A 13,041-nucleotide genomic window follows, 5' to 3' on the forward strand; every position below is an offset into this window, starting at 1 on the left:
CCGGGGGTGGGGCTCAGCGCCCTAGTCGGTCCCGGAGGTGTCGCAGCGCACGTTCGATCGCCCCATGGTCGAGCGCGCCGCCGACGGACAGGCGCATATGCGTGGACGCGCCATCTTCAACGGCGAACGCACTGCCGGCCACGGCAGAAAGGCCCATGCCGCCCAGAACACCGATCAGCGCGTCGATATCCGGCGCCCGTCCGCTGGTATCGCGCAGGTCCAGCCAGAGATGGTAACCCTCGGGCTGCATCCGGTAGGGCAGGCCGCCGAGATGGCGCGTCACGAGCCGGTGCCGCGTGACCGCTTCCGCCCGCACGCCATCGATCAGCGCACCGAACAGCCCCTCGCGCAGCCAGTGGCTGACCAGAGCGACGTTCAGCGGCGGCGCCATCACGGCACTGTCGCCCAGCGCCGCGCCAAATTGCAGATTCTGCTCTGCGGAGGGCGCGCGAACATGCGCGACGCGCAAGACCGGCGAGATGAGCTTGGACGTGCCGGCGATATACCAGCTCTGCGCCGGGATCAGCGCCGCGCAGGGCGGATGGGCGGCGCGGCAGAGCTGCCCATAGGCGTCGTCCTCGATCAGTGTCGCGCCATGGGTGACGATGACGGCGGCAATTTCCTCCCGGCGCCGCAATCCCATGGTGATGCAGGTGGGATTGTCATTGGTCGGCGTGAGATAGACGGCGCGCGCGCCCCCGCGCAGGGCTGCGTCCAGCGCATCCGGTATCAGCCCCTCATCATCGACATTGACGGGCGTCAGCACCAGACCCCGTCGCCGCGCCAGCGCGATCATGCCGGGATAGACGAACGGCGCGCAGCACAGGCGGTCGCCCGGCTCCAAAATGCTGTGGACCAGCCCGTGCAGGGCATGTTGGGCGCCCGCCGTGATCGCGATCTGGTCCGCCTCGCTCGGTAAGCCCGCCGCCGCCAGCCGCTCGGCCCCTTGCGCGCGGTCCGCGATGTTGCCGAGGCTCGGCTGATACTGGAGGATCGGGGAATGGCGGCCGGCACGCAGCAGGCTGGCCATGCCATTGTGGATCGCCTGTGGCAGCAGGTTGAAGCCCGGTTGCGGTGGTACATTCATGCCTCGGTCGCTCGCGGTTTCGCCAAAGCGGGGCAGGGCGATGTCGTTGCGCACGAAGCTGCCGAGCTTCCCGGCGCCTTCGATCAGCCCGGCCTCGCGCACCAGCGTGTAGGCGCGGGTGACCGTCGTCAGGTCCACGCCGAGCTGGGCCGCCAGATCGCGCTGCGCGGGGAGACGTTCGCCCGGTCGCAACTCGCCGGAGTGGATCGCGCCGCGGAGGGCATCGGCAATGGCCGCATATTTTGGCCCGTGGTCGGCGCGGAGATTCTCGGCGCGGATCAGGGCAACCCAGTTCTGCATGGCAAGCGCCCGCTTTATGTATGGTAGGATGATGCCTACATATCGCCTATCTGATTGCCAAAGGAAATGGAGCAATCGCCGTGTCGAACCTGACCACGCAAGAGCAAGAAAACGGGCCTCGGCATGACCCCGTGCGCACCGGGTTGCGCGGCCGCTGCCCACGCTGCGCGCAGGGCCGGCTATTTAAGGGATTCCTGACCATCCGCGACTCCTGTGAGGTCTGCGGACTCTCATATGATTATGCCGAGCCCGCCGATGGCCCCGCTTTCTTCGTGATCTGCTTCGCCTGCGTGCCTGCGGTCGTTTTCGCCCTCGTGCTGCAGGTAAAGGCCGATCCGCCGCTGTGGCTGCATTTGGTCACCACCCTGCCGCTGGTGCTCGCCACCTGCATCCTGCCGTTGCGGCCGCTCAAGGGCTGGCTGATCTGCAGCCAGTATTTCTTCAAGGCGCGGGAAGGGCGGGTGTCGCAACCTTGGCGCCCTTATGGCGCGGATGGTCCGCTGGTGGCGCCTTCGGGCGACCGGCCGTGACGGCTGCGCCCATCGATCTGGCCCGCAAGGCCGCAGCGCAGCATCTGCGCGACAGCGGCTTTGCCGAAGAGGCTCAGCGGGTCGCGACGGGCGCGGGCGATGATTTCGTGGAAGTCCGGCTCGCGCTTGCCCTGCTCAAGATTCTTCAGCCCGAGTCCGGCCCCCCGGTCCGGCGCAACGGCCGGCGGCTCGTCGGCGAGGAATGTTGAGGTAAAAGACGGAATTCAGGCGAGGCGGCGCCCAAAACCGCGAATTGGGCTAGCGCTCGCATCCGCGAAGGCCGCACTTTCCGCGAAAAGGGCCGATCGGGCCAGTTCGAGATGCTGATAGAGCGCGCCATCCCTTAGCGGGAAAATGAATCGGCAGCCGGTGCGGTCAACCTCATGCCAGATGGACTGGGCATAGATCGTCTCGCTCATATAATCGATCTGGAAGCGTGTGCCTTCGCTCAGGCTGCATCCTGAAATCAGGCCGCCGTCCTCGGTCAGGTCCACCAAAGTGCCCTCCTGCACATCGAGCACGGTTGTTATGATAACAGGAACTTGGACGCAGACGCGCTGCGGCCGGTCGATCTTATGGTCCACGGTGAGACTCCCACACAAGCCCACCCGATTCTCCCCTCCCCAGGGGCTTTGCGTCTCCGGCGGACGTTCACGATGTCTTACACCAATTGGTAAAATTTTCGTTTCGTCGCATTTCTGTTTTTTGCTCTCCGGCCTTTTTGGTTGTTGCGCGCGCGCTCTTGGCGCTAGAGGCTCGCCGCATGACTGATGCTGATTATGCCGCTCAACTGCGGGAGGCCGCGAAGGTCTCCAAGGCCTGGCCCTATGAAGAAGCGCGCAAGCTGCTCAAGCGCTATCCGCAGGGCAAGCCGAGCGGTGCGCCGATGCTGTTCGAGACCGGCTATGGCCCCTCGGGCCTGCCGCATATCGGCACGTTCAACGAGGTGCAGCGCACCACCATGGTCCGCCACGCCTATGAGGAAATCACCGGCGCGCCCACGCGGCTCATTGCGTTCAGCGATGATATGGACGGGCTGCGCAAGGTGCCGGACAACGTCCCCAATCAGGCAATGCTGACCGAACATCTCGGCCGACCGCTCACCCAGGTGCCCGATCCGTTCGAGAAATATGAGAGCTTCGCGCATCACAATAACGCGATGCTGCGCGCATTCCTCGATCGCTACGGGTTCGATTACGAATTCGTCTCCTCGACGGACATGTATCGCGGGGGCCAGTTCGATGACGCCCTGCGCAATGTGCTGCGCAACTATCAGGCGATCATGGACATCATGCTCCCCACGCTGCGCAAGGAGCGGCAGGCAACCTATTCGCCGGTGCTACCGATCAGCGCCAAGAGCGGCATCGTGCTGCAGGTGCCGGTCGAGGTGGTCGATGCCGATGCCGGGATCGTCCGCTTCGAGGATGAGGGCGAGACGATCGAACAGAGCATCCTCTCCGGCGGCGCCAAGCTGCAGTGGAAGGTCGACTGGGCGATGCGCTGGGTAGCGCTCGGCGTCGATTATGAGATGGCCGGCAAGGATCTGATCGACAGCGTCACGCAAAGCTCAAAGATCGCCCGTGCGCTCGGCGGACGTCCGCCCGAGGGCTTCAATTACGAGATGTTCCTGGACGAGAAGGGGGAGAAGATCTCCAAGTCCAAGGGCAATGGCCTCAGCATCGAGCAGTGGCTGACCTATGGCTCGGAAGAGAGTCTGGCCTTCTATATATATCGCGAGCCCAAGGCGGCCAAGTCGCTGCACATCGGTGTCATTCCGCGCGCGGTCGATGATTATGAGCAGTTCCGCTCGGCCTATGCGACGCAAGCCGTGGACAAGCGCCTCGGCAATCCCGTCCACCACGTCCATGGCGGGCAGGTGGCGGACGATCCGCTGCCGGTCACCTATGGCCTGCTGCTCAATCTGGTCGGCGTCATGGGCGCCGATGCGACCGAGCATCAGGTGTGGGCCTATCTGCGCAATTACGCGCCCGATGCCTCGGTGGAGCGCTATCCGCGCGTCGCGGGCCTCGTGCGCAATGCGCTGGCCTATAATCGCGATTTCGTCGCGCCCACGCTCAAGCGCCGCGCGCCGGAGCCCAACGAAGCGCTGGCCCTGCGCGAACTGGATGCCCAGCTCGCCGCTTTGCCGGACGACGCCTCGGCCGAAGACATCCAGAATATCGTCTACGAAATCGGCAAGGACCCGCATTACGGCTTCGAGCAGCTGCGCGACTGGTTCAAGGCACTCTATGAGACCTTGCTCGGCGCCCAGCAGGGGCCGCGCATGGGCAGCTTCATCGCACTTTATGGCATTGCAAACAGCCGCAAGCTGATTGCCCAGGCGCTGGATTTGGCAGCCGCATAATCGGTAGAACGGGGGTGAGCTACCCTCCAACGTTCCCCGAGTTCAGCAGCCGCATCGGTTCTCGGGACGATGCGGCTGCAATTGTGCGGACCGGATGGCCGCCACCGCAGCGACGGTCTGGTGAAAGAGGAAATGCGTGACATCGCAGGGCAGCGTCTCGCGCAGCAGGCGCGTGGCCTCCGCCTCGTCGCCCTGGATCGCCGTCAGCGCCAGATCGCCAAGCAGCGCCTCGTCAGGGCTGAGCGACATTGCGCAGGGGCGATGCACGAGGAAATGCTCGGGCCAGCCCTCCTGCAATCCCCGCACGAGCAGAATGACGCGCCGGGCGGCATCCATGGACCGCAAGCGGACGGCGAGGTCCGGCACGGGATCACGGCCTGACTGGCCGTAGATAATGCACAGCCGCGCGGCCATGATGAGGTGCATGGCCGTCAACGGAAAGGACCGCAGGTCCCGAAAGGCGAAAAGAGCGGATAAATCCCTGGTCATGGCGACCCCTTCCTTCAGAATGAAGGCTGGTAGGATATGCTATTGCGAACGAATTGCAATAGTGATTGAGGCCGATGTCGGGGTCAATCCCGGTGGCTCTCGCTTGGGCGGGGCCACCGGGTGCACACAGGGCGCAGCCGATTACCGAGCCTTGGCGTGGGCAATCCAATCGTCGATCTTGCGCTCCAGCACGCTCATCGGCAGCGCGCCGGTCATCAGCACCTGATCGTGGAAGGCCTTGACGTCGAACCGGTCGCCAAGCGCCGCCTGCGCCTTCTTCTTCAGCCGCTGGATGGTCAGCGCGCCGATCTTGTAGGAGAGGGCCTGCGCCGGCATGGCGATGTACCGCTCGACCTCGGCGGTGGCGTCCGTCTTCCCCATTGAGCTGTTATCCAGCATGTATGCAATGGCCTGATCGCGGGTCCAGCCTTTGGAATGGATGCCGGTATCCACCACCAGCCGCATCGCGCGAAGCATCTCGTCGTCAAGATGGCCCATGCGCTGATAGGGGTCTTTGAACAGGCCGAAATCGTAGCCCAGCGTCTCGGCATACAGCGCCCAGCCTTCGACATAGGCGGTGTTGCCGCCGAAGCGAATGAAGTCGGGCAGGCTTGCATTTTCCTGCGCGAGGCTGATCTGGAAGTGATGGCCCGGCGCGCCTTCGTGCAGATAGAGCGTCGTCATCCCCGGAATGCTGCGGGACGGCAGGTCATAGGCGTTGAAGTAGAAGACCCCCGGGCGCGTGCCATCGGGCGTGCCATTCTCATAGGAGCCGCCCGCCTCGAACTTCTCGCGGAATTCGGGATAGGGTCGGATTTCCAGCTTCGCCTTGGGCAGCGTCGAGAACTGGCTCGGCACCTTCTCATCGACGATCTTGCCGATGCGGTAGAATTCCTCCGTCATCCATTCGCGTGATTTGGGGTGAAATTCCGGGGCCTCGCGCAAATGGGTAAAGAAAGCGCCGAGCGTGCCTTTGAATCCCACCTCGTCCCGCACCTGCTCCATCTCACTGCGGATGCGCGCAACCTCCGAAAGGCCGAGGTTGTGGATATAATCCGGCGTGAGCGGCAGCGTCGTCATGCTCTTGACCAGCGCGGCATAAAGCTCAGCGCCACCTTTCATGGCGCTGAGGCCAACGCCCTCGCGTGCCACCGGCAGATAGTCCGCTTTCAGGAAGTCGCGCAGCCGCTTCTGGGCGGGGTTGATCTCGTTGATCAGCGCATCCCGATAAGCCTTGGTCAACCGCTGCCGGTCAGCCGGCGCGATGTCCTCGGGAAAATCCTTCACCGGCTGGTAGAAAGGCGATTCGTCCACCGGCTGGGCCAGCAGGGCGTCGAGCTGCGAGATCGTATTGCCGATGGTCAGCTTCGTCTCGACAACGCCGCTCGCCATGCCCTGGCGGAAGCGGCCGATCGCGCGGTCGAGATAGCGCACATAGTCCTTGTGGCGCTTGAGGTTGTTCTCATAGTCGGCGAGCGTCTTGAACGGCGCCGCGCCCTTGCCGGACGACAAGGTCGGGTAGAAGGTGTGCAGCCCCGTGAAATGATTGATCGGGATGACCGCGCTAATATTGACCAGCGGCGGGCTGAGCTTCGTCAGCTTGTCCTGCACTTCCCACTCGAACACGTCATAGGCGATCTTGTTCTGGGCGTTCAGCCGGTCGCGGTTGATTGCGTGGAGAGCGGCGAGATTGTCCTGCGCGATTTTGCGCTCGGTCGCGAAATAGGCGTCGCTGATATAATCGCCCATGCGGTCGGCATGGCGCATATCACCCCGGAACAGCGCATCGAGCGGGTTGTTGGCGAGCGTGGCCTCATTGGCGCGGGCGAAGAGCGCGGTCAGGCGCTGATCCTCGCTCGAGGCAGTCTGTCCGGCAGGTTGCGCCGCAGGCGTTTGGGCCAGCAATGGCGTGGCGGAAGCGGTGGCGGCAAGCAGCAACGAGAGGCTGCGGGTAAAGCGCTGGGCGCGGAACATGGGAAATCCTTTCCGGGAAGGTCGATCGGGGGATCGCATGCATCGATGCGTAGCGCCGCGCGCCGTTCATCACAACGCTCGACCGGCTCGTTTCGTCGCGGGGAAGCATGCTTAGGCGCATAGAAAGGGCCGCGCCGAATGTCGGCGCGGCCCTCTTCATTCTTATCCCGAAAAGGGACGCGTGGTCAGCGGTAACGGAAGGCGTTGTGAATCACCTTCACGACCCTGCCGGTGCGCGTATTCACGAGCAGTGCGTCGTCATAATGGCGTACCCAGACCTGGTTCGCACGGGGGGCATCCCAGTGGAAGCGACGCCAGTCATTCACGACATAGTTGCGGCCGTAATAGACGGGCCGGATGGTGACGCCTGCTTTGAAGCTCTGATATTTGAACGGGGCCGCACGCCACGGGCGCTCGCGATTATAGTCGCGCACCTCGCGCCGATAGTCCCAGCGAGCGTCGCGCAGGTCACGCTTGGCATCGCGAACATCGCGACGGGCGTCGTTCACGTCGCGACGAGCTTCCCGCACATCCTGCCGGTCCTGGGCATGATAGGGCTGGGCCATCGCGGTGGTGGGGATGAGGGTGAGGGCTGCAAGCCCGCCGAGCAGAAACTTTTTCATCATGTGACACTCCTTTCAGTGCCGGCCAGGCGCCTCATTCTGCGGCCTTGGTCGCCTGATCCTTATCGGCTCGACGGGCTGAATGGCGCGCGAACGCCTGTGTCAGCTTTCGCTCATAAGTGTCGCAATTTGTCTGAGGTTCCCCGCGTGGCTGAGCCCGGAGTCACGGTTTATTGCGCGGTTCCCACGGGCGCTCGCGATACCAGCGGGTCACGACATATTTGGCGCCTTTGGTAACGGGCAGGGCCGCATGCAGCGTATCGTAATTGGGGCTGCCGTCCGCGGTCATATTGTTCCAGATCAGCAGCGTCCCGGTGCGGGGCGGGATCGTTACGCCCAAGCGCGGAAACTGCGTCTCGCCGCCCGCTTCGACGTCGCACAGATAGGCCATCGCCGTCCAGCAGCGCTGTCCGCCAGTCGCCCGCATCGCCGGCCAATAGTGCACCTTCGCGGGAAAATAATCGCAATGGAGCTGATATTGCTGGGACTCGTAATAACGCTGGCCCTGCAACAACTCGCCATAGTCGCCTTCGATGCCCATCAGCGCATCAATGCGCTTCGTCACCGCGACCACAAGCGGATCGTAGATATCGAGATTGCAGCTGCTGCTGGTGCGATACCCCGACTCGGTGCCGGAAAACAGCTTGGAGGGTTTGCACCCGGCATCGATCTTGCCGATCAGCTCGCTGCATTCCTTGGGCGTCACAAGCCCGTGGCGCAGGAACATCTCGGCCCGCTCGGTCTGCACCCGGCTGATCATCGGGTTGCGGGAGAGGCGCTGGCGCACGCGGACGCCGATCTCAGCGCGGGCTTGCGAGGGAAGTTCCGCGTCATCTGGCCAATCTTGCTTCATGCTTGCCTCCTGCCATCCCGATCCCGGGCTTAGCAAGGGGAGGCGGTGCGCCAGCACCCAAAAAAGGACCGGCCCCTGCCGAAGCGGGAACCGGCCCAGTCTTTCCTGAAGGCCGCTCAGGAAGGGCTTGGTGCGGGCGCCGACCCGCTCACCAGAAGAAGTCGTGGATCACATCGACGACATAGCCGTCACGCGTGTCGACCAGCAGCGCATCGTCATAATAGCGCACCCAGCGCAGCGAGCCGTAGACGGGCGGCAGGCGGTACTCGTAGGGATCGCTGATCCAGTAATTCCGCCCGAACAGCATGTCGTTCAGGTAGATGCCGATCGAAAAGCGGCGATAGCCGTAGTTCCAGCCATAGGGCGCGTAATAGGTCGGCATCCTGTAGACCGAGCGATACTGCGTACGGTAGCGCTGCCAGTCATAGCGCCGGTCGTTGCGCCAGCGATTGTCCCAGCGGCGCTGGTCGGCCCAGCGTTGGCGCTCGTTCAGGCGCTGCCGCTCCCAGTCGGCGCGGTCCCGGCTGGTGCTGTCATTGCGTCGCCAGTCATTGTCGCGGCGACCATCCCAGCGGCGCGCATCGTCGCGGTCCCGCCAGTCGGTGCGGTTGCCATCGCGATTGGCCTGCTCGCGGCGACGTTCCCATTCTGCGCGGTTCTCCGCCTGCTGGCGGTTGTCGTCACGCCAGTTGGCATTGTTCCGGCTGGTGTCATTCCAGCTTCGCGGCTGATCGCGGGGACGCTCGCGCTGCTCGGGCCTATCGGGCCGTCCGGCCTGGTCGGGTGCGCGACGGTCCTGCCAATTGGGGCGGGGCGCATCGGACGGCGCGACGCGGGTCGTGGTCACCGTAGCGGGCGCGCGCGGCTGCGGAGCCGGCTGCGGGCGCATGCCCTCGCCGCGCGACTGTCCACCGCGCTGTCCCGACCAGTCACGCCGGCGATCGCCACCGTCCTGCCGGGGCGCGGATTGCTGCTGCTGGTTCTGGTTGCGGATCCAGTCGCCCCGGTTGGCGCTGCGCTCCTGCGCAGCAACCGGCGCTGTGGCCAGCATGGTGGAAGCCAGCAGGCCGAAGGTCAAAAGACGGCTCATCGTGGTTACATCCTCAAAGCAGGCGGTTCTTCGCCATTAAGGATGTGTTTACGACAAGGCCGCTGTCGTCATGCTGAACATTGCTGACAGCGATGCGAAAGCTTGTCTCGCAGCGGGACGCTCAATCGGCGGTCGAGCGCCCGTCATTGGGCGGCGTCATGGCGGGCACATGGCGCGCGGCGTCTGCCGGCGCGATGCCCGGCGCCGGCGCGGCCGCGACCCGCTCCTCGCCGCGCATGATGCGCCCCGCCTGCTTGATCGCCTCGCGAATGCGCGGATAGGTGCCGCACCGGCAGATATTGGTCATCGCCGCGTCGATCTGCGCGTCGGTCGGGTTGCTGTTCCGGCGCAGCAGCACGGAGGCCGCCATGATCATGCCGGATTGGCAGTAACCGCATTGCGGCACCATCTGCGCTGCCCAGGCCTGCTGCACAGGATGGCTGCGATCGGGCGACAGCGCCTCGATGGTCGTGACGAACCGGCCTTCCATCGCGGCGATCGTGACCTGGCAGGAGCGAATCGCGAGACCGTCAATGTCGACTGTGCAGGCGCCACAGTCGCCCGTGCCACAGCCATATTTGGTGCCGGTGAGGTTGGAGGCGTCCCGCAATGCCCACAGCAAGGGCGTCTGCGGGTCCATCTTATATTCGACCGGGCGGTCGTTGACGGTGAACTTGGTCATCGGCCCCGCGTCACTTGCCGTCGACGAGCTTGCGGGTGAAGTAGACCATTTCCATCGCCTTCAGCCGGGCGCTCTGCTCGATGTCCGCATCGCCCGAATGGCCGCCTGCTGTATCCTCGTAGAAGAGATAGGGGATGCCATAATCCTTGAGCCGCGCCGCGAACTTGCGGGCGTGCTGGGGGCCGACGCGGTCATCCTTTGTCGTCGTCCAGATATAGGGCTCGGGATAGGCCTTGCCCTTCACCACATTATGGTAAGGCGAGATCGTCTCGAGGAACGCCTTTTCCTCCGGCACCGAGACGCTGCCATACTCATCGACCCAGCTCGGCCCGGCGGCGATCTGCTCGAAGCGCAGCATGTCCAGCAGCGGCACCTGAATGACCACGGCATTCCAAAGCTCGGGATGCTGATTGAACTCCACGCCCATCAGCAGCCCGCCATTGGAGCCGCCGAAGATGCCGAACTTCTTGGGGCTGGAGAGCTTGCGCGCGAAGATATCCCGGCCGACGGCAGCAAAGTCATCATAGATGATCTGGCGCTTGGTCTTGAGCCCGGCCTGATGCCAGGCCGGCCCGAATTCCCCGCCGCCACGGATGTTGGCGACGACGAAGCTGCCGCCGCGCTCCAGCCAGAGCTTGCCGATCAGCGCGGAGTAGGACGGCGTATAGGAAACCTCGAAACCGCCATAAGCCGTCATGATCGTCGGCGTGCTGCCATCGCGAGCCATCCCTTCACGGTGGACGATGAAATAGGGAATTTTCGTTCCGTCGGTAGAACTGGCCTCGAACTGCTCGACCACCAGCCCGCTGGCATCGAAGCGCGCGGGCAGGGCCTTCACCTGCACCGGCGCCGGCTTGGCGGCATCGATCTGCCAGAGCGTTGTCGGCTGAAGAAAACCGGTGACAGACAGATAGGCGGCATTGTCCCGGTCGCTGGCCGCCGCGATGCCGATGGAGGCATTGTCGGGCAGCGTCAGCGCGGTCGATGCCCAGCCCGTTGCGGTCGGCGTCAATACGGCGGCGCGGCCACGCACATTGTCCGTGGTGGCGAGGATGACATGGTCGCGGGTCGTGGCGACTTGCTCGACCGATTGCCGGGCGCCCGGCGCGAACAATATTTGGGGCACCAGCGTCCGCTCGGCGCGCAGATCATCGAGCGCGATCGCCACTGCGCTGCCAGTCGGCACGTCCACGCCGCCGCCGCGCCAGGGCTCGCTGGTCTTGAGGATTACCCGGCCGGCAATCATGCCCGAGAGCGTGGACTTGGCCGGCAGCGGCAGTTTGCGCACGCCCTGCGGCGTGACGAGGATGTAATCATTCTCGAAGAAGGTGCGCGAGCGCACGAGAATCACCGCCCGGTTGCCAGCGCCATCGTTGAGCACCGCCGGCCACACGCCGACATCCTCCTTCGCGCCGCGAAATACCTCTGTGGCATCGCTCAGCGGCGCGCCGCGCTTCAGCGTCTTGACGACGAACGGATAGCCCGATGCCGTCAGCGTGCCCTCGCCCCAGTCGCGCGAGGCGATGAGCGTGTCGGCATCCACCCAGTCGACACCCTGTTTCGACGTGGAGAGCGCAAAACCGCCCTTGACGAAGGTGCCGGTGGTGAGATCGAACTCGCGAATGTCGGTGGCATCCTCGCCACCGTCAGAGAGCGAAATCAGGCAGCGTCGCTCATCCGGCTCAAGGCAGGTGGCGCCTTTCCACACCCATTTCTTCGCCTCGGCCTTGCTCAGCGCGTCGAGATCGAGCGCGGTCGTCCAGCGCGGGCTGGCTTGCGCATACTCGCTGGTGCTGGTGTGGCGCCAGATGCCCTGCGGATGGGCGGCGTCGCGCCAGAAATTATAGATGCGCCCGCCGATCAGGCTCGGCATCGGAATGCGGTCGGTCGCGGTGGCGATGGCAATCGCGTCCTTCACCATGCCGGGGTAATTGGGGTCGTTCTGGAGCACGTTCACGGTGCGCGCATTCTCCGCCTCCACCCACGCCATGGACTTCTCGCCATGCCAGTCCTCGAGCCAGAGGAAGGGGTCGTCCTGCGCCACAGTGTCTGCCGTAGCCGCCGTTGTTCCGCTTGCGAGGGTGATCGCAGCCGCCATTGCCAATACCTTCATGGAGAATCTTCCCGGAAACACGCCCCTGATTGCCACCAGCGGCGTGCTGGAGCAATGCTCAGTCGCGCCAGCTCGGGTCGATCCGGTCGATCACGCGCACCATCGCGGCAAAGTCGAGCATCCCGAACCGCTCGGCCGGAATGGCCGAAAACATGTCGCGCTTATGCACGGCCAGCACCTCGTCCGGGATGATCAGCGGCGTGCCCGCCTGCCGCGTCGCCAGCTGGATCTCGCAAGCCCGCTCGAATACGAAATAGCGCAGGAATGCCTCCGGCAACGTCTGGCCCATCACCAGCAAGCCATGGTTACGCAGGATCATGAAGCGCTTGTCACCCAGATTGGCCACGAGGCGCGCGCCTTCCTCCGTGCGCACGGTTACGCCCTCGAAATCATGATAGGCGATGTTGCCGACCAGGAAGCCGGCATAGAAATTCGTCGCCAGCAGCCCTTCCTGCGTGGATGAGACGGCCATGCCCGCCGTAGTATGGGTGTGGATGATGCAATGCGCATCCGGCACATGGCGGTGGAAGACGCTGTGCTGCACGAAGCCCGCGCGGTTGACCGGGTGCGGGCTGCGATCCAGCGTGTTGCCGTCAATGTCGATCTTGACGAGATTGGATGCCTTGACCTCGGAATAATGGAGGCCGAAAGGGTTGATGAGAAATGCCTGCTCTTCGCCCGGCACGCGCAGCGAGATGTGATTATAGATCAGTTCGTCCCAGCCCATATGCGCAAAGATGCGGTAGCAGGCGGCCAATTGCTGGCGGGCCTGCCATTCGGCATCGCTCATCGGGTGTGTTTGGGCGGCTGTGGCCATGATCCTCTCTCCTTGCGCCGGACCCTCCTGGGTCTCGTCGGGCGATGGCTTGGATGATGCGCGGGAGAGGGCGGGTTGTCGAGTGAAAGGCGGCGGCCTGTGCCGCTGTCACCGCGAT

Annotated in this window: 13 protein-coding genes; 3 read left to right on the top strand and 10 right to left on the bottom strand. The window is 64.3% G+C overall.

What is annotated here, in order from left to right:
- Positions 1-13: 13 nt before the first annotated feature.
- Positions 14-1,387 (bottom strand): PLP-dependent aminotransferase family protein, encoded by a 1,374-nt coding sequence (locus tag M2333_RS02375; protein WP_264610740.1) that lies wholly within the window; start codon positions 1,385-1,387, stop codon positions 14-16.
- A gap of 89 nt (positions 1,388-1,476) precedes the next feature.
- Between M2333_RS02375 and M2333_RS02380 the strand changes: the two genes are divergently transcribed.
- Together M2333_RS02380 and M2333_RS02385 are read left to right on the top strand one after the other, a co-directional pair.
- Positions 1,477-1,917, top strand: coding sequence for a DUF983 domain-containing protein (locus tag M2333_RS02380; RefSeq protein WP_413716458.1), 441 nt, complete (start codon positions 1,477-1,479; stop codon positions 1,915-1,917).
- Positions 1,914-2,126 carry a hypothetical protein gene (locus M2333_RS02385; protein ID WP_181560206.1) on the top strand — a complete coding sequence of 71 codons (213 nt, stop codon included), beginning with the start codon at positions 1,914-1,916 and terminating at the stop codon, positions 2,124-2,126. The genes M2333_RS02380 and M2333_RS02385 overlap by 4 nt, the downstream gene beginning before the upstream one ends.
- Positions 2,127-2,141: 15 nt before the next feature.
- On the opposite strand, the gene M2333_RS02390 is transcribed toward M2333_RS02385, so the two are convergent.
- Positions 2,142-2,501 carry a PilZ domain-containing protein gene (locus M2333_RS02390; RefSeq protein ID WP_264610741.1) on the bottom strand — a complete coding sequence of 120 codons (360 nt, stop codon included), beginning with the start codon at positions 2,499-2,501 and terminating at the stop codon, positions 2,142-2,144.
- 179 nt (positions 2,502-2,680) lie between these two features.
- On the opposite strand from M2333_RS02390, the gene M2333_RS02395 reads away from it, so the two are divergent.
- Positions 2,681-4,282, top strand: a complete 1,602-nt coding sequence (locus tag M2333_RS02395) for a lysine--tRNA ligase (RefSeq protein ID WP_264610742.1) — start codon at positions 2,681-2,683, stop codon at positions 4,280-4,282.
- A 42-nt stretch (positions 4,283-4,324) separates the two neighbouring features.
- On the opposite strand, the gene M2333_RS02400 is transcribed toward M2333_RS02395, so the two are convergent.
- The 8 genes from M2333_RS02400 to M2333_RS02435 form a co-directional block, all read right to left on the bottom strand.
- Complete coding sequence (locus M2333_RS02400; RefSeq protein WP_264573273.1) at positions 4,325-4,771, bottom strand: hypothetical protein; 447 nt, start codon at positions 4,769-4,771, stop codon at positions 4,325-4,327.
- 141 nt (positions 4,772-4,912) lie between these two features.
- Positions 4,913-6,745 (bottom strand): DUF885 domain-containing protein, encoded by a 1,833-nt coding sequence (locus tag M2333_RS02405; protein ID WP_264610743.1) that lies wholly within the window; start codon positions 6,743-6,745, stop codon positions 4,913-4,915.
- Positions 6,746-6,930: 185 nt separating this feature from the next.
- Positions 6,931-7,371 carry an RcnB family protein gene (locus M2333_RS02410; protein ID WP_264610744.1) on the bottom strand — a complete coding sequence of 147 codons (441 nt, stop codon included), beginning with the start codon at positions 7,369-7,371 and terminating at the stop codon, positions 6,931-6,933.
- Between the two features lie 160 nt (positions 7,372-7,531).
- Positions 7,532-8,221 carry a prolyl hydroxylase family protein gene (locus tag M2333_RS02415; RefSeq protein ID WP_264610745.1) on the bottom strand — a complete coding sequence of 230 codons (690 nt, stop codon included), beginning with the start codon at positions 8,219-8,221 and terminating at the stop codon, positions 7,532-7,534.
- A gap of 148 nt (positions 8,222-8,369) precedes the next feature.
- Positions 8,370-9,311, bottom strand: coding sequence for an RcnB family protein (locus M2333_RS02420; protein ID WP_264610746.1), 942 nt, complete (start codon positions 9,309-9,311; stop codon positions 8,370-8,372).
- Positions 9,312-9,432: 121 nt separating this feature from the next.
- Positions 9,433-9,993: a (2Fe-2S)-binding protein gene (locus M2333_RS02425; RefSeq protein WP_181560199.1), complete on the bottom strand. Its 561-nt coding sequence runs from the start codon at positions 9,991-9,993 to the stop codon at positions 9,433-9,435.
- Positions 9,994-10,003: 10 nt separating this feature from the next.
- Positions 10,004-12,106, bottom strand: coding sequence for a prolyl oligopeptidase family serine peptidase (locus M2333_RS02430; RefSeq protein ID WP_264610747.1), 2,103 nt, complete (start codon positions 12,104-12,106; stop codon positions 10,004-10,006).
- 58 nt (positions 12,107-12,164) lie between these two features.
- A complete protein-coding gene (locus M2333_RS02435; protein ID WP_264610748.1) occupies positions 12,165-12,923 on the bottom strand; it encodes a class II aldolase/adducin family protein in 759 nt (252 codons plus the stop codon).
- Positions 12,924-13,041: the final 118 nt, after the last annotated feature.

Source organism: Sphingobium sp. B11D3B, assembly GCF_025961735.1.
Classification (GTDB): Bacteria; Pseudomonadota; Alphaproteobacteria; order Sphingomonadales; family Sphingomonadaceae; genus Sphingobium.

Bases quoted from the DNA above. Each gene is read 5' to 3' on its own strand.
- M2333_RS02375 (WP_264610740.1), bottom strand. From the start codon at position 1,387: ATGCAGAACTGGGTTGCCCTGATCCGCGCCGAGAATCTCCGCGCCGAC.
- M2333_RS02395 (WP_264610742.1), top strand. From the start codon at position 2,681: ATGACTGATGCTGATTATGCCGCTCAACTGCGGGAGGCCGCGAAGGTC.
- M2333_RS02400 (WP_264573273.1), bottom strand. From the start codon at position 4,771: ATGACCAGGGATTTATCCGCTCTTTTCGCCTTTCGGGACCTGCGGTCC.
- M2333_RS02405 (WP_264610743.1), bottom strand. From the start codon at position 6,745: ATGTTCCGCGCCCAGCGCTTTACCCGCAGCCTCTCGTTGCTGCTTGCC.
- M2333_RS02410 (WP_264610744.1), bottom strand. From the start codon at position 7,371: ATGATGAAAAAGTTTCTGCTCGGCGGGCTTGCAGCCCTCACCCTCATC.
- M2333_RS02415 (WP_264610745.1), bottom strand. From the start codon at position 8,221: ATGAAGCAAGATTGGCCAGATGACGCGGAACTTCCCTCGCAAGCCCGC.
- M2333_RS02420 (WP_264610746.1), bottom strand. From the start codon at position 9,311: ATGAGCCGTCTTTTGACCTTCGGCCTGCTGGCTTCCACCATGCTGGCC.
- M2333_RS02425 (WP_181560199.1), bottom strand. From the start codon at position 9,993: ATGACCAAGTTCACCGTCAACGACCGCCCGGTCGAATATAAGATGGAC.
- M2333_RS02430 (WP_264610747.1), bottom strand. From the start codon at position 12,106: ATGAAGGTATTGGCAATGGCGGCTGCGATCACCCTCGCAAGCGGAACA.
- M2333_RS02435 (WP_264610748.1), bottom strand. From the start codon at position 12,923: ATGGCCACAGCCGCCCAAACACACCCGATGAGCGATGCCGAATGGCAG.